At 64.6% G+C, this 20649-nt stretch carries 16 protein-coding genes and 1 tRNA gene; 6 read left to right on the top strand and 11 right to left on the bottom strand.

The genetic code is table 11. The features are described 5' to 3' along the window. Nucleotides 1-56 precede the first annotated feature (56 nt). Genes IVB19_RS01515 through IVB19_RS01505 form a run of 3 tightly spaced genes read left to right on the top strand, consistent with a single transcriptional unit; the run spans nt 57 to nt 3821 of the window. A complete protein-coding gene (locus tag IVB19_RS01515; RefSeq protein ID WP_018452871.1) occupies nt 57-1037 on the top strand; it encodes a LysR family transcriptional regulator in 981 nt (326 codons plus the stop codon). After that, nucleotides 1034-2491 (top strand): NAD(P)-binding domain-containing protein, encoded by a 1458-nt coding sequence (locus IVB19_RS01510; RefSeq protein ID WP_018452870.1) that lies wholly within the window; start codon nt 1034-1036, stop codon nt 2489-2491. Before IVB19_RS01515 ends, IVB19_RS01510 begins: the two co-directional genes overlap by 4 nt. Before the next feature lie 25 nt (nt 2492-2516). After that, nucleotides 2517-3821: a citrate-proton symporter gene (locus IVB19_RS01505; protein WP_247820898.1), complete on the top strand. Its 1305-nt coding sequence runs from the start codon at nt 2517-2519 to the stop codon at nt 3819-3821. Nucleotides 3822-3827: 6 nt separating this feature from the next. Here IVB19_RS01505 and IVB19_RS01500 read toward each other — a convergent pair whose 3' ends face one another. Then, nucleotides 3828-4292: an Lrp/AsnC family transcriptional regulator gene (locus IVB19_RS01500; RefSeq protein WP_026232411.1), complete on the bottom strand. Its 465-nt coding sequence runs from the start codon at nt 4290-4292 to the stop codon at nt 3828-3830. Nucleotides 4293-4455: 163 nt separating this feature from the next. Between IVB19_RS01500 and IVB19_RS01495 the strand changes: the two genes are divergently transcribed. Then, entirely contained in the window at nt 4456-5469 is a 1014-nt protein-coding gene (locus tag IVB19_RS01495; RefSeq protein ID WP_085348408.1) for a 1-aminocyclopropane-1-carboxylate deaminase, read from the top strand. Between the two features lie 202 nt (nt 5470-5671). On the opposite strand, the gene recQ is transcribed toward IVB19_RS01495, so the two are convergent. The 6 genes from recQ to IVB19_RS01465 form a co-directional block, all read right to left on the bottom strand. Beyond that, a complete protein-coding gene (gene recQ / locus IVB19_RS01490) occupies nt 5672-7537 on the bottom strand; it encodes a DNA helicase RecQ (RefSeq protein WP_018452866.1) in 1866 nt (621 codons plus the stop codon). A 121-nt stretch (nt 7538-7658) separates the two neighbouring features. Continuing rightward, the gene (locus tag IVB19_RS01485) at nt 7659-8402 is read right to left on the bottom strand and encodes a polysaccharide deacetylase family protein (RefSeq protein ID WP_026232410.1); all 744 of its coding nucleotides are present in this window, start codon (nt 8400-8402) and stop codon (nt 7659-7661) included. Nucleotides 8403-8505: 103 nt separating this feature from the next. Continuing rightward, nucleotides 8506-9507, bottom strand: coding sequence for a homoserine O-succinyltransferase MetA (metA, locus tag IVB19_RS01480; protein WP_247820897.1), 1002 nt, complete (start codon nt 9505-9507; stop codon nt 8506-8508). Between the two features lie 12 nt (nt 9508-9519). Continuing rightward, entirely contained in the window at nt 9520-10821 is a 1302-nt protein-coding gene (locus IVB19_RS01475; RefSeq protein ID WP_085348411.1) for an O-acetylhomoserine aminocarboxypropyltransferase/cysteine synthase family protein, read from the bottom strand. Between the two features lie 379 nt (nt 10822-11200). Continuing rightward, nucleotides 11201-12775 (bottom strand): amidase family protein, encoded by a 1575-nt coding sequence (locus tag IVB19_RS01470; protein WP_247820896.1) that lies wholly within the window; start codon nt 12773-12775, stop codon nt 11201-11203. Between the two features lie 257 nt (nt 12776-13032). Beyond that, nucleotides 13033-13122: transfer RNA gene (locus IVB19_RS01465), tRNA-Ser, on the bottom strand. A 196-nt stretch (nt 13123-13318) separates the two neighbouring features. Here IVB19_RS01465 and IVB19_RS01460 point away from each other — a divergent pair. Continuing rightward, entirely contained in the window at nt 13319-13660 is a 342-nt protein-coding gene (locus tag IVB19_RS01460) for a hypothetical protein (protein WP_018452861.1), read from the top strand. Between the two features lie 51 nt (nt 13661-13711). Here IVB19_RS01460 and IVB19_RS01455 read toward each other — a convergent pair whose 3' ends face one another. From IVB19_RS01455 to IVB19_RS01445, 3 genes are all read right to left on the bottom strand, one after another. Then, complete coding sequence (locus IVB19_RS01455; protein ID WP_018452860.1) at nt 13712-15175, bottom strand: trehalose-6-phosphate synthase; 1464 nt, start codon at nt 15173-15175, stop codon at nt 13712-13714. A 238-nt stretch (nt 15176-15413) separates the two neighbouring features. Continuing rightward, entirely contained in the window at nt 15414-16235 is an 822-nt protein-coding gene (otsB, locus tag IVB19_RS01450) for a trehalose-phosphatase (protein WP_018452859.1), read from the bottom strand. Nucleotides 16236-16238: 3 nt separating this feature from the next. Beyond that, nucleotides 16239-17726, bottom strand: coding sequence for an MFS transporter (locus tag IVB19_RS01445; RefSeq protein WP_026232409.1), 1488 nt, complete (start codon nt 17724-17726; stop codon nt 16239-16241). A gap of 182 nt (nt 17727-17908) precedes the next feature. Between IVB19_RS01445 and IVB19_RS01440 the strand changes: the two genes are divergently transcribed. Further along, nucleotides 17909-18247 (top strand): DUF3175 domain-containing protein, encoded by a 339-nt coding sequence (locus IVB19_RS01440; RefSeq protein WP_018452857.1) that lies wholly within the window; start codon nt 17909-17911, stop codon nt 18245-18247. Between the two features lie 177 nt (nt 18248-18424). On the opposite strand, the gene IVB19_RS01435 is transcribed toward IVB19_RS01440, so the two are convergent. Further along, nucleotides 18425-20458: a methyl-accepting chemotaxis protein gene (locus tag IVB19_RS01435; protein WP_247298112.1), complete on the bottom strand. Its 2034-nt coding sequence runs from the start codon at nt 20456-20458 to the stop codon at nt 18425-18427. Between the last annotated feature and the right edge of the window lie 191 nt (nt 20459-20649).

Below are 20649 nucleotides of genomic sequence, written 5' to 3'. Positions count from 1 at the left end.
ATTGCACATCAAGAAATATTGTTCATTCTATATTCGCATAATGCGGGCACCAGACCATGAACCAGGACGTTATCGACATTCGCCTTCTCGAGGCCTTTGCCGCCGTGATGTCGGCCGGCAGCATCACGGGTGCGGCACGGTTGCTCGGCCGTTCGCAGCCGGTCACGACGCGTCAGATCCAGGATCTCGAGGCTGACGTCGGCTATCTCCTGTTCACCCGGAATGGCCCGCGCATCAGCCCGACGCCGAAAGGCGTCTTGTTTCATGCCGAGGTCGAGCGGCTTCTGATGGGCCTGAAGCACATCCGCCAGCGCGCCAACGCGATCGGCGCGGGTGCGCTTCCCGTGCTCAGCCTGGCGGCGATCCCGGCGCTGGCGGCCGGCTTCGTCCCGGCTGCGCTCGCAGCGCTCGAACGCGAGTTGCTACCAAGCCAGATCCACGTGCAGGCGCTCTCGGCCGAGAATGTGGTGCAATCGGTGCTGTCGCAGTCGGTCGATTTCGGTCTTGCGAGCCTGCCGATCCAGCATCCCGGGCTCGACGTGCAGTGGGTCTGCGAGGTGCCGTGCGTTGCGTGCCTCGCGTTGGATCACCCGCTGGCGAAGAAGAAGGTCATTCGCCTGAAGGACCTTGGTGGCGTCCGGCTGCTGACGATGGCCAACCCCTACCGGCTTCGCCGCCGCGTGGAGGAGGCGCTGGAGCGTGAAGGTGTCGTGCCCGCTGGGGTCATCGATACCAACGCTTCCCTGACGGCGATTGCCATGGCCAAGCAGTCGCTCGGCATCGCCGTGGTCGAGCCGGTGCTGACGTCCAGCCTGCCGGTTGAAGGCGTCGTCACCCGGCCGTTGGACGTGTCCATTTCGTTCCTGTTCGCCGCGATTGCGCCGACCGGGCGCGAGCCGACGCCAACGGTTGCCGCACTCAACGGCGCACTGCGCGCCGCGGTCGCGCTGATGCCGGGCGCAAGGCTGCATAGCGGCGCCACCGCGCTAGCCGAGGCCGGCGACGAAACCAGTCAATTCGAGAAAGCTTCCTCATGACGATGACACCTGGTGCGGCGGGCCTCGGGGCACTTGAAGCGCGCCTGAAGCAGGATCTGGCCTGGCTCGAACTGCCCGCCAAGTCATGGGTGCCCCGCCGCGTCGTCGATGGCGAGGGTGTCTTCGACGTCGTCATCGTCGGTGCCGGCATGGCCGGCCTTGTCGCCTCCGCCATGCTCAAGCGTCTCGGCGTCGACAACCAGCTCGTGCTCGACCGCGCGTGCGCAGGCGAGGAAGGTCCCTGGGTCACGTTCGCGCGGATGCGGACGCTGCGCTCGCCCAAGGAATTGACCGGCCCCGCGATGGGCATGCCGGCGCTGACCTTCCGCGCCTTCTACGAAGCGCAATATGGCGAGCAGGCGTGGCAGGCGCTCGACCGCGCGCCGCGCACGGTATGGATGGATTACTTGATATGGTACCGCAAAGTGCTGGGCCTGCCGGTCCGCAACGGGGTCTCGGTTGCGCGTATCCACGCGCGCCCCGATGAATTGTTCGCTCTCGACATCAGCGAGAGCGGCACGTCGCGACACATTCTCGCCCGGCATGTCGTGCTGGCGACGGGGCGCGACGGCCTCGGCGGCGCTTACGTGCCGCCGCTCGCCGACGGCATCGACCGGCGCTTCTGGGCGCATTCCGCCGATCCTATCGACTTCGAAAAGCTCCGCGGCAAGCGCGTCGCCGTCGTCGGCGCGGGCGCATCCGCGATGGACAACGCGGCGATGGCGCTGGAGTCGGGCGCCGCGCGCCTCGACCTCTTCATCCGGCGCGCGGACATCCCGCGCGTCAACAAGTTCACCGGTATCGGCAGCCAAGGGGTCGTGCACGGCTTTGCCGGCCTGACGGACGACTGGAAATGGCGCTTCCTCGATCACACGCTGAAAGCGCAGACGCCGCCGCCGCGGCAGAGCGTGCTGCGCGTCTCCGCCTATCCGCAGGCGCATTTCCATCTCGCAAGTCCGATCGATGATCTCGTCGTCAAAGAGGATCATCTCATGGTGACGACGCCGAAGGGCCGCTATGCGACCGACTTCATCATCTTCGGAACCGGCTTCAAGGTCGACCTCGCGTTGCGCGACGAGCTTGCCGCGTTTGCGCCGCATATCCGCTTCTGGAGCGACCGCTTCCCGACGCCTGACGGCATGGACAATGCGGAGCTGGAAAACTCGCCCGACCTCGGCGACAGCTTTCAGTTCCTGGAGAAGCAGTCAGGCGCCTGCCCGATGCTGGCACGGCTGCACTGTTTCAACTATCCGGCGACGCTGAGCCACGGAAAGCTTTCCGGCGATATTCCCGCGATCAGCGAGGGCGCCGACCGGCTCGCGCGCGGCATCGTCCGCCGCCTCTTCGTCGAGGATCGCGAGATTCATTTCGCCAACCTCAAGGCCTTCGCAACGCCGGAACTCGTTGGCGACGAATGGCAGGATGCCGACGCCACCCATCAACTCGCCGAATAGGCGCAACCGGACAGGCAAGCGAGAGATGCAGACGAACAGGAAAGCCATCGTGGCCGCGGTCGCCGGCAACGCAATGGAGTGGTACGACTTCACCGTGTTCGCGCTGATGACACCGGTCATCAAGAACCTGTTCTTTCCGGTCGACCCGAAAATTCCGGGCAGTGAGATCAACGCGCTACTGCTGATGACCGCGCTGTTCGGCACCGGCTTCTTCATGCGACCGATCGGCGGCCTCGTGCTCGGCTATTTCGGCGATCGCAAGGGGCGGAAAGCGGCGATGACGCTCGGCATGGGCATCATGGCGCTGTCGGTCGCGCTGTTGGCATTGACGCCGACCTACGCCACGGCCGGCATTGGGGCACCCCTGATCGTGCTGCTGGCGCGGCTGTTACAGGGCTTTTCGGTCGGCGGCGAGTTCGGTACCTCGACCGCCTATCTGATCGAAGCGGCGCCTCCCGGCCGCACCGGCTTCTATGGCTCGTGGCAGATCGCCGGCCAGCTCATGGCCGACGTGCTCGGCGCAGTGCTGGGCGCCGCCCTGACGCTGACCTTCACGCAGGAGCAGCTTGCCGCCGGCGCCTGGCGTATTCCCTTCTTCGTCGGCCTCGTGATCGTTCCGATCCTGCTCTATATGCGCGCCAGCGTCATCGAGCCCGAAGCGTCCCGGCGCAGCATGGCGACGGTGCACAAGGAGGATTTCATCGCCGCGCTGAAGAATCCCGGCCGCAATTTCCTGATCGGCATGGGCATGGTGGTGGCGAGCGCCGTGTCGTTCTACGTCACCTTCGGCTACACCGTGACGTACGCCAAGGAGGTGCTGAAGCTGCCGCTGATGCAGAGCTTCCTGGTTCAGATGATCGCGGCGATCGTGATGGTGATCGTCGTCCCCATTGCCGGCGCCATCTCCGACCGCTACCCGCGCAAGCCGCTGCTGCTGGTCTCGCTCATCGGCTATTTCGTCTCGCTCTATCCGCTCTATAGCTGGGTGATCTCCGAGCCGTCGATCGCAAAGCTCCTGGTCGCCCAGGTCGTCATCGGCTGCTTCAGCGCCTTCTTCCTCGGCGTCTACTGCACCACGCTGGTCGAGCTGTTCCCGATCCGGGTCCGCTCGACCGCGCTTGCCATCGTCAACAATGTCGCGGTGCTGGTATTCGGCGGCTTTGCCCAGTTCTTCGTGACATGGCTGATCGCGCTCACCGGCTCCCCGTTGGCGCCGATCTTCTATGTGATGATCGGCGTCGGCCTCGGGCTGATCGCGGTGATCGCGATGCGGCCGGAGGACGCCGGCCGGGAGCAGGTCGCGGACGGCATCGTCGAACAAGCGTTGTGAGGCCGCTCAAAACTCCAGCGGCGCGTTGTCGACGACTTCCTTCATCACGAAGAAGGTGCGGGTCTGGCGCACGCCGGGCAGCGCGATCAGTTGCTCGCCGTGGATACGGTTGAAGTCCTCCATGTCGCCGACGCGGATCTTGAGGAAATAGTCGAAGTCGCCGGCGACGAGGTGACAGTCGAGCACGAATTTCAGCCTGGTGATCGCCTGCTCGAAGATCGCAAAGCTCTCCGGCGTCGAACGGTCGAGCACGACCCCGACCATCACCAGCGTACCCTTTGCCACCTTCTTCGGCGCGACGATGGCGCGGACGGCGGCGATGAAGCCGTGCTCGAACAGGCGCTGGGTGCGGCGATGGCAGGTGGCGGGACTGATGGCGACGGTTTCGGCCAGCTCGGCGTTGCTGAGCCGGCCGTTATTTTGCAGCAATCGCAACATCTTAAGGTCGACACGATCAAGACGAGCGGACATGGAAGAAGCTTCCGTTCTTAGTACCTAGTCCGAAAGGAATACCACACATCTCGTCCATTATCGCAAGATCATCCGCAATAGAGGCGCAATATTTGAAAGCACCTTTTTGCAGAGCGATGCTAGCATTTTTGGAGACATTAACGCCAATCGGGATGACCTGACGATGCTCGAAAAATTCGCGCGCTATCCGCTGACCTTTGGTCCGACGCCCATCGAGAAGCTGGAGCGGCTGTCAAAGCATCTCGGCGGCAATGTCGAGGTCTATGCCAAGCGCGAGGACTGCAATTCCGGCCTCGCTTATGGCGGCAACAAGCTGCGCAAGCTCGAATACATCATCCCCGACGCGATCGCCTCGAACGCCGACACGCTGGTCTCGATCGGTGGCGTGCAGTCCAACCACACCCGCATGATCGCGGCCGTCGCGGCCAAGATCGGCATGAAGTGCCGCCTGGTGCAGGAGGCCTGGGTGCCGCACGAGGACGCCGTCTATGACCGCGTCGGCAACATCATGCTGTCGCGCATCATGGGCGCCGACGTGCGCCTGGTCGACGACGGCTTCGACATCGGCATCCGCAAGAGCTGGGAGGACGCGATCGAGGAGGTGAAGGCGGCGGGCGGCAAGCCCTATGCGATTCCCGCCGGCGCCTCCGTGCACAAATTCGGCGGCCTCGGCTATGTCGGCTTCGCCGAGGAAGTGCGCAAGCAGGAAGCCGAACTCGGCTTCAAGTTCGACTACATCGTGGTCTGCACCGTCACCGGCTCGACCCATGCCGGCATGCTGGTCGGCTTCGCCGCCGATGGCCGCGCGCGAAAGGTGATCGGCATCGACGCCTCCTTCACCCCGGCGCAGACCAAGGCGCAGGTGCTCTCGATCGCACAGAACACGGCCAAGCTCGTCGAGCTCGGCAAGGATCTCGTCGCCGACGACGTCGTGCTGATCGAGGATTATGCTTATCCCGCCTACGGCGTGCCGTCGGAAGAAACCAAGGAGGCAATCCGCCTCACCGCGCGTCTCGAAGCCATGATCACCGACCCCGTCTACGAGGGCAAGTCGATGCAGGGCCTGATCGATCTCACGCAGAAGGGCTATTTCGAGAAGGGCGCAAAGATCCTCTACGCCCATCTCGGCGGCGCGCCGGCGCTGAACGGCTATGGATATGCGTTCCGGAACGGCTAGCGCGTCGGTGATGTGAGGCGGCGCGCACCTCCCGACGAGTGTCGTCCTGGCGAAAGCCAGGACCGATTACCCCGACTGCCAATTGTTGAAACACGCTGAGGCAGTCAGCGTGCCTTTTCCTACGGCCCGTGGCTATGGATCCCGGATCGGCGCTCCGCTTCGCTGCGCTTGTCCGGGATGACGGCGGAGGTGTGCCCGCGCCCTACCGCGTCCTGACGATCTGCAGCAGCTCGTCGCCGTAATGCTCGAGCTTCTTGTCTCCGATGCCGGGCACATTGCGCAGTTCGTCCAGCGTGGTCGGCCATGCGCGAACGATGCCGTCGATGGTGGCGTCATGCAGCACGACGTAGGCCGGCACGCCACGTGCGCGGGCAATGTCCGAGCGCCACGCTCGTAGCCGCGCGCGCAATTCAGGATCGACATCGCCCTGCGGCGCGTCGGCTGCCGGGGCCAGATCACCGCGGCGGGACTTGGCGCGGCTCGAACGGATCCGGACGCCGGGCGCCTCTTCGCGCAGCCACACTTCCGTTTCGCCCCGCAGCACGCCGCGCGACGAATCCGTCAGCTTCAGCGCGCCGAACGATTCGCTGTCACTCAGCAAATGTCCCATCGCCACGAGCTGCCGCAGCACCGTACGCCACTGCTTCTCGTTGAGCTCGCGTCCGATGCCGAAAACGGTGAGCTTGTCGTGACCGAACTGCGTCACCTTCTCGGTCAGGCGTCCGATCAGCACGTCGATGAGGTGCATCGCGCCGAAACGCTGCCCGGTGCGATAGGCACAGGATAGCAGTTTTTGCGCCAGCACCCTGCCGTCGCGCATTTTCGGCGGCGTCAGGCAATTGTCGCAATTGCCGCAGCCCTCGCCCATCACGATCTCGCCGAAATAGGCGAGCAGCCGCCGGCGCCGGCAGTGCGGCGTTTCGGCGAGGCCAACGAGCGCATCGAGCTTGCCAATCGAGACCCGCTTGAATTCGTCGGAGCCGCTCGACTCGTCGATCATGCGGCGCTGCTGCACGATGTCCGAGAGACCGTAGGCCATCCAGGCCGCCGACGGCTTGCCGTCGCGGCCGGCGCGTCCTGTCTCCTGGTAATAGGCCTCGATGCTCTTGGGTAGATCGAGATGCGCGACGAAGCGCACGTCCGGCTTGTCGATGCCCATGCCGAAGGCAATGGTCGCGACGATGACGATGCCGTCCTCGTTGAGGAAGCGGTCCTGGTTGCGCGAGCGCACGCTGCTGTCGAGCCCGGCGTGATAGGGCAATGCGGCAATGCCGGCGTCGTCGAGCGCCGCGGCGACCTCCTCGACCCGTTTGCGGGAGAGACAATAAACGACGCCCGCATCACCTGCGTGACGCCCCCGGATGAAATCCTTGAGCTGCGACACCGCGTTGCGCTTGTCGACGATCTCATAACGGATGTTGGGACGATCGAAGCTGGAGACGAAGTGCGGACTGTCTGCAAGCTGAAGCCGCTCGACGATCTCCTTGCGGGTCAATTCGTCGGCAGTCGCGGTCAGCGCGATGCGCGGCACGTCGGGAAAGCGCTCGGCGATGATCGACAGGCCGACATATTCGGGGCGGAAATCATGGCCCCATTGCGAGACGCAATGCGCCTCGTCGATCGCGAACAGCGCCACCTTCGCCCGCGCCAGCAGCGCCAGGCAGCGCGGCGTCAGCAGCCGTTCCGGCGCGACATAGAGCAGGTCGAGATCACCCACGATCAGGCGCCGCTCGATGTCGGAGGCTTCCTGCGGGGTCAGCGACGAGTTCAGCGCGGCCGCGTTGACCCCGGCTTCGAGCATGGCGGCGACCTGGTCGCGCATCAGCGCAATCAAGGGCGACACCACGACACCGCAGCCTTCGCGCAGCAGCGCCGGCAATTGATAGCACAGCGACTTGCCGCCGCCGGTCGGCATCAACACCAGGCAATTGCCGCCGCCGGTGACGTGCCGGATGATCTCGCCCTGCGCGCCGCGGAACCCGGGCAGGCCGAACACCGAACGCAGCACCGACAGCGCATCGCGGCCCTGGGCCGGCGCAGGCAGCGGAGCGGTGGAAGGAGAGGACATGGGCATGTCGGGGTGAGGCCGTGAGATTCGTCACAAGGCCAGTCGCATGACCGCGCAGGCGTGGCAAGGCTGTTTGCTCCGCAGGACGCCGCCTTCCACCCTTCGTGGGAAGAAAACTTTCTTACGCCCCGATCCTCCGCAGCGCTTCCGCGACCGTCACGATCGGCATGTCGCGCCTCGCGGCGGCCTGCAGCGCATGGCGCATCAGGTCCGGCGTGCAGCCATACGGGCTCGGCGCGTTGGCGACGTCATGACCGTAGAAGATCAGCCATCCGCCGCTCTCGACCGCCTCGTCGAAATAGCCATCGACACCCGTCGTATTGATCTCGCGATCGACCAGGGGCGAGGCCCGCAGGAACTGGAGATCGATGACGTCGCGATTGACGCCGGGAAGGATGCCGCGCGCCGAGCGGAAGGTCTTGGCGAGCTGCGGCTTGCGCCACACCGACGCGATGCCATAGGGGTAAGCAAAATTTTCGAGCGTGATCGAGGAATCGATGCCGCGAAAATGGCTGCGGTTTCGCTCGATCTCGCGGGCCATGGCGGTCTCGTCGAGATTGACCGCACTCTGGTGCGAGAAGGTGTGGCACGCAATCTCGTGCCCCGCCCGGTGAAGCCGCACGATCGCGTCGTTCGACAGGCCGTGCCAATGGTCCGAGGGACGATCGACCAGGCTGCCCGCGAGATAGAAGGTACCGCGGCCGCCATGCTGCTCCAGAAGCTCGGCGCCCTCGCCTGCGGCGCTATCGGGGGCATCGTCGAAGGTGAAGCTCACCATGGGCGCATGCGCGGGCAGACGGTGCGGCGCGGCACGAAAGTGCCGGGCCAGCCGATTGCTCACGCGTCCCTGGAGTGCCGACCACACGACTCGCATTTCCTGTCTGCCCCGCCGTCACTGAAGCATTCGTGCGCCGCTCGAGGCAAGCTACACACTTCGTTAGTCCTAACGTCGATGCCGTCGTCCCGACCTAACGTGCAAGCACCGACGCGTCGGTCCCCGCGCCGAGATATTGCAGCCAGTTCCGGAACAATGCCGCCGCGGCGCTGCCCGCGGCAATATCGGCACGCAAATTCAGCGCGGGCAGCTCGTTGCTGAGCGCGGGGTGGCGCTGGTGCCTTGCCTGTTTCTCGAAGCGGACCAGCTTCTCTTCGGTCGAAGCGTCAAAATAGCTCACGGGCAGATGCGGATAATTGTCGCGCTCACGCGCGAGATAACGGCCGATGTCGCGCAGATATTCACGCTGAAGCGACAGCGCGTCATATTCCGGATGGCCCTGGAAGAACACGAATCGGCTGGCATATTGGCGGACGAAGGTATCGACGCCGGCCTTTGCCGAACGCGTCAGCACCTGGTAGCCGGCCTCAACGAGGTCGCTCTCGGCGATCTCGTTGAGACGCGAATGCGAGACCTTGAGGGGAGCGGGCGCGGCCCGCGTCAGCGGATCCCTGGTCACGGCTTCGCAGTCGAAAATGCCGTGACATTTGGCCGGCAGCGGCCGCCGTTCGATGCGGTCGAGATGCAGCACCGCGCCATGCGCAGCGAGGCACGACCAGATCGTCGAGCGCGTGTTGACCTTGGCCCAGTCGATCAGCTCGGTGAGATCGCGCCAATACGGTTCCTGGTCGAGCTCAGGCGCGATCGGCTCGGCGCCGGTCACGATCAGGCCGTCGAACCTGTGGCGTCTGAGCTCGGTGAGTTCCGAGTATTCGCTCTCGACATGCCATCTCGCTTCCGGCGAGCGCTTCACCGAAGGCAGCGAGAAGCAGTGAAAGCGGATGCGGCGCGGACCTGCTGCGGCTTGCAGCAGCTTCATGAATTGCCGCTCGGTCGCCTTCAGCGCCGGATCCGGCATGTTGTTGATCAACCCGATCGTGAGCTCGGTGCCGCCGGGCTCGCGCGCCAGATCGCCCGCTCCCGGCACCAGCGCCGGGCTCGATATAGCTTGATCCCTGTCGATCAGGATCGTCATCGGCGCAGCCGCCTACTCCGCGGCCTGGAGGCGCGCGGACGGGCAGGCCTTTTCCAGTGCCTGATCGAGGTCCTCGATGATGTCCTGGCAATGCTCGATGCCGATCGACAAGCGGATCGTTTCCGGCAAAACGCCGGCGACCCGCTGCTGCTCCGCCGACATCTGCCGGTGCGTGGTCGAGGCCGGATGGCAGGCCAGCGACTTGGCATCGCCGATATTGACGAGGCGCGTGATCAGCTTCAGCGCATCGTAGAAGGACTTGCCGGCTTCCATGCCGCCCTTGATGCCGAAGGTGAACAGCGACGAGGCGTTGCCGTCGAGATATTTCTGCACCAGCGGATAATAGGGACTGTCCGGGAAGCCGGTGTAGTTGACCCAGGCCACGCGCGGATCCTTGCGCAGGAATTCGGCGACCTTGCGGGCGTTTTCGCAGTGGCGCTCCATGCGCAGCGCGACGGTTTCGATGCCCTGGAGCAGCAGGAAGGCGTTGAACGGCGACAGCACCGAACCCATGGTGCGCTGATAGATGCTGCGCGCGCGCTCGATATAGGCTGTGCGGCCGAAGCGCTCGGCATAGACGAGGCCGTGATAGGAGGCATCCGGCTTGTTGTAACCGGGGAAGCGGTCGGCGTGCTTGGCCCAGGGGAAATTTCCGGAGTCGACGATGGCGCCGCCGAGCGTGGTGCCGTGACCGCCCAGAAACTTGGTCAGCGAATGCACGGCGATGTCGGCGCCGTAATCGAACGGCTTGAGCAGGATGGGCGTTGCAACGGTATTGTCGACGATCAGCGGCACGCCGTGGGCGTGGGCGACCTTCGCCAGTGCTTCGATGTCGCAGACATTGCCGGCGGGATTGCCGATGGTTTCGGCGAACACGGCGCGGGTGTTCTCGTCGATCAGCCTTTCGATTGCCTCGGGCTTGTCGCTCTCGGCGAAGCGGCCGGTGATGCCCTGCCGCGGCAGGATGTGCGAGAGCAGCGTATGCGTGGTGCCATAGAGCTGCGGCACGGAAACGATGTTGCCGCCGTGATCGGCGACGTTGACGAAGGCGAAATGCAGCGCGGCCTGCCCGGTCGCGACCGCAAGCGCGCCGACGCCGCCCTCGAGCTCCGCGATACGCTTTTCCAGCACCGCGCTGGTCGGATTGGCGATGCGGCTGTAGCGATAGCCTTCGGTCTCGAGATTGAAGAGCGCCGCGCCGTGATCGGCGCTGTCGAAGGCGTAGGCCGCGGTCTGGTAGATCGGCACGGCAACCGCGTGCGTGGTGGCTTCGGGCTCGTAGCCGGCGTGAATAGCGATCGTCTCGTTGCGCATCGTGCCACCTCCGCGTGGAGCGGGCCGCACTTATTGGCCTGTATGAGGCATGTGCGTTGTCCGCCGTCCCTCTGTTAGAGGCGGGTGGTAAAGCGGACAATAATTCGTCTAGAGATCGAGGAAGTAACCCTAACGGTTGTTGGGGAATTGGCTAAAATTCAAGTCAAATTGGATTAATGAAGTTTTGCGGTTGGCGGCAGCGAACACGCTGCACTCCCTTCTCCCCTTGTGGGAGAAGGTGGCGCGAAGCGCCGGATGAGGGGTCTCTATCCATACGGCCAAGCTTGCGTTAGCGGAGAGAGACCCCTCACCCGTCTCGCCGCTGCGCGGCGAGCCACCCTCTCCCACAAGGGGAGAGGGAAACAACTTCGCTGCCCTATCAGTCCATCTGTTCCCACAGCCGATGGGCGAGCACGCCGGCGCGCTTCTCGATCGCGGCCGCTGCATCGAGCGCGAGATCCTCGCGATAGCGCCCGGCAATGAGCTGCACGCCGATCGGCTGGCCATCGTGCAGCGTCACCGGCACCACGGCGCCCGGCAGGCCCAGCACGTTGATCGCGGAGATGAAGCGGATCTCGCCCCAGAAAATCTCGCGCACGCGCTGGGGGCTGACAGTGTCCTCGCGCGGGCTAGGCGTCGGCTTCACCGTGGTCGGTGCCAGCACCACCGGATACTCCTCGAAGAACAATTGCCAGGCGCGAATGTGGCCGTTGCGCGCGGCGGTCGCCTGCATCCAGGCCTTGAGGTCGAGCACGTTGGCCTTGGCTTTCATGCCGCCCCACGCCTTGTGGAAGTCTTCCGACGTCACCTTCAGCATGCCGGCCTCCTGCATCACCATCGTCTCGTTGGTGATGATGTCGCACCAGGTCTGCCAGACGCCGTCGATGTCGGGCACATCGACCTCGCTGACGCGATAGCCGGAACGCTCCAGGTGATCGGCGGCCTGACGCAACGCCGCCGCGACGTGCGGATCGACGTCCATGTCTTCAGGAATCCTGGCGAGCGCGACCTTGATCGGCCCCTTCGGCTTCGGCCCGACCAGCGGCGCCGGTACCCACCAGGGATCGCGCGGATCGCGCTGGCTCATCACCTCCAGCGCGAGCCTGACGTCGGCGACGTGGCGGGCGAGCGGCCCCTGCGCCGACATCAGATGCGCCAGCATCGGCCGCTCGGCGGTTGCGCTTGCGTTGAAGGCCGGAATACGTCCCTGCGTCGGCTTGATGGTCGCAACGCCGTTGCAATGCGCCGGCCAGCGCAGCGAGCCGCCGATGTCGTTGCCGTGCGCGATGGTGCCTATGCCGGCGGCGACCGCCGAACCCGCACCGCCCGAGGAGCCGCCGCAGGTGATATTGGGATCCCAGGGATTGAGCGTCAGCCCGTGCAGGGGATTGTCGGTGAAGCCGCGGAAGGAGAATTCCGGCGTGTTGGTGAGGCCGATGATGATCGCGCCAGCCTTCTTCAGGTTGCGCACCACCGGCGAATCCGACGGCGCGATGAGGTCCTTGTTGGCGGGGACGCCATTGAAGTTCGGACGGCCCTCGTAGTCGACGTTCTCCTTGATCGTGATCGGTACGCCCTGCAGAAGGCCGAGCTCGCCGCCCTTCGCGCGCCGCTTGTCGGCCGCATGCGCCGCGGCCAGCGCCTCCTCAGAGAGATCGACGACAACCGCGTTCAGTCGCGGATTGACGGCCCGCATCCGCTCGAGATGCGCCTCGACGGTCTCGACCGCCGAGATGGCGCTGGAGCGGATGGCGGCTGCGGTCTCGACCGCCGACCATTGCCAGGCCGGGCCTTTTGGGCGGCGTGGTGCCGATGATTTGCGCGGAGCTGCCTGCTTGACCGGCTTGGTTGCAGCCTTCGCGACCTTGCCCTTGCGAACGGCGCTTGTCTTGCTGGAGGTCTTCGCTGCTTTCTTCGCAGCAGATTTCTTCCTGGTCGCCGTCTTCTTCGCCACGTCGCATCTCCTCACATTGCGCCGCGGAAGTTATGGAGGTCACGCCACCGTGTACAGGCGCGTTTCTGCATGGCGCGACTTCACGACGCGTTGTGGCGGCCGAAGGCGCGCGAGAGACGCTCATGCACCTTTGGGGCTTTTCCCACGACGCATGTACTGGTTGAATGATGGAATAAACTGCGGCCAGGTTGCCGCATCGCGACCGGGTTTTGACGCCGCCATTTGGACAGCGGCAATTGGAGCGGACACGGGGCTGATGGCGGAGAGAGTGGGATTCGAACCCACGGTACGGTTTCCCGCACACACGCTTTCCAAGCGTGCGCCTTAAGCCACTCGGCCATCTCTCCGGAGCGCACTCTCTTGAAGGGGCGCCGGTGATTTTGCAAGGGATCGCGGGGAAATCGGATGATTTTTCCGTAAGATATTGTACTTTATAGACAATATCAGGCGCCACGGCGACGCTTGGAACCGGCCGCCCGCTGAACCGGCGGCGGGTTTGGCGCGACGATTCACTCAAGACCGTCAAACACGTCCGGGGGCACCATGACCATCCGCAACACCATTGCCGCGCTGAGCCTGATTTGGGCCCTTGCCGCTGCCTTCGCCGGACCGGCCGCCGCCCAGGTCTGCACCCGGCACGGGGTTGATGTCAGCTGTGACGACGGACGGCGCGGGATGCTTTCGGGCGATGCCATCCTCTGGCCGGACGGCACGCGCTCGAGCGCGACGCCGCATCAAAGCGTCATCATCGGCCACAAGAGCTCAGTGCATGTCGGGCCCGGCGTGTTCGTCGGCCAGGGCAAGGGCATGGTGCCGCTCGACGATCCGAACGCGCCGAACAAGCGGCAGTGTGCGATTCTGGAGGGCGTGTCGTACTGCTATTGAGGCTGTCGTCTTCGCCCCTGCCCTCGCTGTAAAGAACGGGGGAGAAGAAGACTAGATCAACCGCACGCCTGAGATCGCCGACTTGAGCCAGCGCAGCGCTTGCGGCGGCTGGTTGGCGAGCGGCGCGACTGCAGCCTTCTCCGTCCGGCACTTCTCCAGTTCAGCGACGAAATCCGCCGACCATTGCTGGATGGTGTGGCCGCGCAGCTTCTTCATCATCGCATCCCAGCGCATCTTGCGCTCGGTGAGCGGCATCGCCGCCGCGACCGCGATCGCGCGCGCCATGCCGTCGATGTCATGCGGATTGACCAGCAGCGCGGCGTCGAGCTCGTTGGCCGCGCCGGCGAATTTCGACAGCACCAGCACGCCGGGATCAGCCGGATTTTGCGCAGCGACGTATTCCTTGGCGACAAGGTTCATGCCGTCGTGCAGCGGGGTCACCACGCCGATCTGCGCGGTGCGATAGAGGCCCGCGAGCACGGCCTGGCTAAAGCCCTTGTTGAGATAGCGGATCGGTGTCCAGTCGGCCTCGCCGTGGCGGCCGTTGACGTCGGACACGAGCCGCGCGACCTCGTTCTGCAAATTGCCATAGGCTTCGATGGCACCGCGCGAGGGATTTGCGATCTGTAGCAGCGAAATGCTGCGCGCAAAGTGCGGATGCTCGGTCCAGAGCCGATCGAACGCGCTGATGCGGTTGACGAGGCCCTTGGAATAGTCAAGCCGGTCGACGCCGATCGCGAGCCGCTCGCCGTTGAGACTGCGGCGCAGCCGCGACACGTCCGGATGCGACGCCGACTTCGCCGCGTATTGCGCGAACTTCTCGGCGTCGATGCCGATCGGAAACACCTCGCAGCGTGTTCGGCCATGCTGCGAGATCGCAACGCCGTCTTCGACGGCGAGGCCGAGTTCGCCCGCGACATAGCTGAGAAAATTCTGGCAATCGTCATTGGTCTGGAAGCCGATCAGGTCGTAGGCCAGCATCGCCGTGATCAGCTCACGATGATTGGGCACGCCCTGCATCACCGCGGCGACAGGCCATGGCGTATGGAGGAAGAAGCCGATCGGATCGTCGACGCCGAGATCCCGCAGCTCCGCACCGAGCGCGAGGAAATGATAATCCTGCACCCAGAACGCGGTTTGCGCTTTCCGGAAGCGCATCAAGGCGCGCGCCATGAAGGCGTTGACCTCGCGATAGCTGACATAGTCGTCGCGCGAGACGCGGATCAGATCGCTGCGCGAGTGCAGCGCCGGCCACAGCGCCGAATTGGCAAAGCCCTCGTAATAGCCGCCATAGTGCGCCGCCGGCAGGTCCAGCGTCGCAATCGCGCCCGAACCCAGTGCTTCGATCTCGGCAAACGGCTCCTTCTGATGACCGTCACGCACACGGCCCGAGGAACCCACCCAGATCGCGCCCGAATGTTCCACAACGGGTAGCAAGGCCGCCGCGAGACCGCCCGTCATGGGCTCATTGGGCTTGCCGCGCGCGACGCGATTCGAAACGACGACTAAGTTCACAGGTCGTCCCCTCCTGTTTCATTCCACCCCATTTAACTGCCGTTCATCAATATGGTTCCTGATCATCCTTTGCACCAATTGAAACCAAAATCGGGCGTGCGCGTTGGAACCGGTTTACCTCCAGGCAACCTGACGATTTCGCTACACAAAGCCGGATTTGGAACCGTGGCGCGCGCAGCATGAAGCGACGCGCTGGAGGAATTACGCACGCGATATGTGGCTCCGAGATGTCGGTGCCTTATTCCAACCTTGAGTCGTCGAGCAGCCGCGCAAGGAACGTGCGCACATCGTTCGGGGCGTCGAAGTGCCCGTTGACCCCCATAGCGCGGCGACCAACCGAAAAGGCGAGCCCATTCATGTCGGGCATGATCGCGAACACGGTTTCGTCGGTGACGTCATCACCGATGAAGATCGGACGGCGCCCCTTGAAAGGCTCGTGCTTCATCAACTCGCGCACGCCGGTCGCCTTGGTAAAACCGGAATGCTTGATCTCGCAAACGAACTTTCCGGGCAGCACCTCGATCGGCGCATTGGGCAGGTCGGCGCGGATCAGCGAAACGGCTTCGTAGATCGCTTTCTCCGCATGCGGCGCAAGGCGGTAGTGCAGCGCCAGCGAATAGCCCTTGTCTTCGAGCAGAATGCCGGGACTGAGCTTGGCCACCGCCGCGAGCCGCCGCTTCAGCTCCTTATCCAGCGGCGGCGCGCTGACGGCATCGGCTTCGTTGTCAATGGAAAGCCGCATCTCGGCGCCGTGGCCGGCGACGGCGCGAAAGACATCGGGCGCGAAGATCAGGTCGATGTCGTTGAGCGAACGCCCGCTGACCATCGCCAGCGCGCCCGACGTGCGCTCCGTCAGCCGGTTCAGCGTTTCCGACAGGCCTGGCGGCACCCACACCTCACGCGGCGTCGGCATCAGGTCGAGCAGTGTCCCGTCGATGTCGAGCAGGATCGCTGTTTCATTGAGATGCGGCACGAGTGCGTGGGGCACCGGCACCGCATCGGGCGCTTCATCGTCGACCATGGTGCGCTTTAGATCCAATTCAGCCAGTTCCGATTTCATAGTCTACTCCATGGACGCAAGCGGCCGCGCGATTTCTTCGAGCGATCTGCGTTCCGCCGAGATGGCATAGCGCCACGCCACGATCGCGGCCGCGATCATCAGGAACGCCCCCAGCAAATAGCCTGCGAACACGCTCGTGCGTGATCCCGTGTCGATCAGCGCCCCGAACAATGCGGGGCCGATCACGCCGCCGATGCCGGTGCCCACCGCATAGAACACCGCGATCGCGAGCGCGCGGACTTCCAAGGGAAAAGTCTCGCTGACGGTGAGATAGGCGGCGCTCGCGGCGGGCGAGGCAAAGAAGAAGATCACCATCCAGGCGATGGTCTGCCCTTGCGCGCTCAAGGCGCCGATCGAGAACAGATAACCCGACAGCGCCAGCAACACGCCCGACGCGCCGTAGGTGAACATGATCATGGTCCGGCGGCCGAGCGTATCGAACAGGCGGCCGAGCAGCAGCGGACCAAGGAAATTGCCGGCGGCGAAGGGAAGCAGATACCAGCCGACATGATCGGCGCTGATCCCGTAAAAATCGGTCAACACCAGCGCAAAGGTGAAGAAGATGGCGTTGTAGAAGAAGGCCTGCGCGATCATCAGCACGAGGCCGACCATCGCGCGCTGGCGATAGACCGAGAACAGCGTGTGCACCACCTCGCGGATCGGCGTGTGAGTCCGCATTTTCAGGCGGATCCTGGCGAAACGCGCGTGGCTCGTCTCCTGGCCGTGTCCGAGCACCGAGCGCTCGACCTCGTCGACGATCGCGTGGGCCTGGTCGGGACGGCCGTGGATCATCAGCCAGCGCGGACTCTCCGGAATCCACATCCGCATCAAGAGCACGACGAGGCCGATGGCCGCGCCGATGAGATAAGCGAGGCGCCAGCCGAGATCGGGGCCGATCACCGCGGGATCGAGCAGCACGATGGCCGCCACGGCGCCCATGGCGGCACCGATCCAGAAGCTGCCGTTGATGACGAGATCGGTCCAGCCGCGATAGCGCGCCGGCACCAGTTCCTGGATGGTCGAATTGATCGCAGTATATTCGCCGCCGATGCCGGCGCCGGTGAGGAAGCGAAACAGCGCGTAGCTCGCGACATTCCATGACAGAGCGGTCGCGGCCGTCGCCGAGAGATAGAGCGCGAGCGTGATGAAGAACAGCTTCTTGCGACCGATGCGATCGGTCAGCCAGCCGAAGCCGAGCGCGCCGAGCACCGCGCCCGCGAGATAGGCGGAATTGGCAATGCCGAGATCGAGATTGGAGAAATGCAGGGAGGGGCTTTGCTTCAGCGCGCCGGAGAGCGCGCCGGCCAAGGTCACCTCGAGGCCATCCAGAATCCAGGTGATGCCGAGCGCAAGCACGACGCGGGTGTGAAATCCGCTCCACGGCAGCGCGTCAAGCCGTGCAGGAATGCTGGTTTCGATGATGCGATCGGCCGCGGCCACCGTGGAGACCACAGGTCCATCGTTCGGCGCTGGGCTTCGCTGCAATTCCATCGCGTTGTTGCATCTGACCAATGGACATGGCCCCGGTTCACATGGCGTGGATGGGGGCGATCCGATCAAGGGGGTGCGGCATTCCGCCTGCCACCTGCGACAACGTCTGCGGCAGGGGCGGGTTCCAGCAGGAACGACCGCTGACGGCGCTGGTTTTCGGTGGAGCCGCAAGGAGTTGACGCATGGCTCATGCCAGAAAGACGACACATTCTCGCAAAACATCGGCGCGCAAGAGCACCAGACGCGCCGCACCGAAGCGCTGGTCACAGCGCGTGACGAAAGAGAGCGACGCGCTCGACCTCAAACAAGGCGTGTTCAAGCTGACCAGTGCGAAGGAGATCGCGGCTTCGTTGAAGCGCTCGGCCGAGCACAGCGCGCGTCGCAAGACCGGCGCCTACCGCTCGGCGCTGTCGATGCTGACGTTCTACATCAACCGCGCCGGCAAGACGCTGCCGCAGACGCAGCGCACGCGGCTGGAGCGGGCAAAGGTGGAGCTGAAGCGGGCGTTCGGGAGGGAGTGAGCGCCAGGTCGTCCTGGACAAGCGCAGCGCCGATCCAGGACCTATTACCCCAGGGAGCGGTTTGGCGATGACTCGGAGTTGGCAGTTCGCCCGGCAACTCCGCCTTGGGTAATGGGTCCTGGATCGGCGCTGCGCTTGTCCAGGACGACGGCGGAGGCGTGGCGCGAAGGTCGAGCGCTACGCCGCCCGGATATTCCCCATGAAGCGGTCGAGCTCGGCGCGCAGGCGGGTGCTTTCGGACGACAGCGTCTTGGCCGAATGCAGCACCTCTTCCGAGGCCGAGCCGGTTTCGGCGGCGCCGCGGTTGACCTGGCCGATGTCGGTGGCCGCGGTCTGGGTGCCCTGCGCGACGGTCTGGACGCTGCGCGCGATTTCCTGCGTCGCGGCGCCTTGCTGCTCCACCGCGCTCGCAATCGAGGTCGAGATCGACGAGATCTGGCCGATGGTGGCGCCGATCTCCTTGATCGCCGCAACCGACTCGGCCGTGGCGCCTTGCATGCCCGTGATGTGCGAGGAGATCTCGTCGGTGGCCTTCGCGGTCTGGCTCGCGAGCGACTTCACTTCGCTGGCGACCACTGCAAAGCCGCGGCCGGCTTCGCCGGCGCGTGCCGCCTCGATGGTCGCGTTCAGCGCCAGAAGATTGGTCTGCTCGGCGATCGCCGTGATGAGCTTGACGACTTCGCCGATCTGCTGGGCGGCATGCGAGAGCTTGCCGATGCGATTATCGGTCTCCTTTGCCTGCACCACGGCAGCTTCGGCAATGCGGCTGGAATCGCGGACCTGACGGCCGATCTCCTCGACCGAGGCCGAGAGCTCTTCGGTCGCGGTCGCGACCGACTGCATGTTGCTGGAGGCCTGCTCGGAGACGTCGGCGACCTGGCTCGACAGGCTCTGCGTGGTCTCGGCGGTGCGGGTCAGCGTCGAGGCCGCCGATTCCAGCTGCACGGCGGAAGCCGAGACGTTGGAGACGATGGCACCAACCGCGCTCTCGAAATCATCGGCGAAACGAATCAGCTCGGAACGACGGCTTGCGGCCTGCTCCCTGTTCTGAAGTTCGTTGGCGGCGGCATCGCGCTCGGCCTTGGCCACGGCCTGCACCTTGAATTCTTCGACCGCGCCGGCCATCTCGCCGATCTCGTCCCTGCGGCCGAGGCCCGGCAGCACGACGTCGAAATTGCCCGCGGCAAGCTCGCGCATCGCCTTGCACATCGCGATCATCGGACGCGAAATGCCATTGCCCAGCATCAGGGCGAGCGCAGCGCCGACGGCAAGGCCGCCCAGCGCCATCATCAGCATCAGCCGCTCGGTCTCGCCGATGGTGGCATTGGCGTTGACCTCGATGCGCTGCTGATCCGCCGTCAGCTCCGATCGCAGCTCACCCGAGAGCTTGAGAATGGACGCGGCTGTCTTGGTCATCTCGCCGTTCAGCTTGACGATGACCTTCACGTTCTCGGTGAGCTTTGAAAAAGAGGCGCGGTACTGCTTGAGGAGATTGCTGATCTCGGTGACGCGGTCGGTGATCTTCTGGTCGTTGGCATAGATCGAGACCAGCAGGGTCTCCAGGAATTTGATGCGGGCGGTCACGCCGTCGGCGGTCTTCGGCTCCGGCTTGGCGACGAAGGCGCTGACCGAGGTGGAGACCGCCAGATATTGCGATGTGATATCCTTGGCCGTACCCTGAACCGAGTTCAGGCCCGCCAATGCCGCGGTATCGGCAAGATCGTCGAACTTGAACCGGATCTTGTTGCCGACGCTGTTGAGCTCCTCGGTCGCGATCTTGCCGTTCTCGCGCGTCAACGTGATGATCTCGCCGAACACCTTGGTGAAGCTCTTGAAGTCGGCCTCGAGCCTGCCGACCTGCTCGCGGCGGGCTGCGCCCGTGGTGGCCGCCGCCGACTTGGCGATCGCGGCCCTCAAATTCTCTTCAGCTGCTTTGGCTGCGGTCTCATCATCCGCCGCGCCGGTCAGCGTGTAGGCCCGCGCCAAGCCCTGGTAAGCGATCAGCTCGCGATCGACCGTCCGCGCAAGGTCCGCTTCGGCGACGCTGGAGCGGTAGGAGGCCACGGCGGCCTGAATCCGCTCGAAGCCGAAATACGCGAAAGCCATGCTGACGGCGAGGATGGCGAGCACCGCCACGAAGCCGAGGATGATTTTTGCGCGAAAACGCAAGGTGAGCAGCTTCGATCTGGTCGGCTTCGACTTGACGGGCATTCCCCACCCCATTCCATTCGCGGAAAACCAGGCGCAGCCCGGAAGCAGCCCGCTTCCTGACGCGTGAGCACGGTAAATGGCAAAGGATAAGCTGCGGTAAATTTGTGGCGCCGCAACCGGCGGTTACGTGACGCAGGGTCTCGTCGTCCTGGCCTCGTGCGCAATCGCGCACGGGGGGCCGGGACGGCTGA

It is taken from the genome of Bradyrhizobium sp. 187, assembly GCF_023101005.1.
In the GTDB taxonomy this organism is placed as follows: Bacteria; Pseudomonadota; Alphaproteobacteria; order Rhizobiales; family Xanthobacteraceae; genus Bradyrhizobium; species Bradyrhizobium canariense_D.
This window is presented reverse-complemented; position numbering and strand designations above follow the sequence as displayed.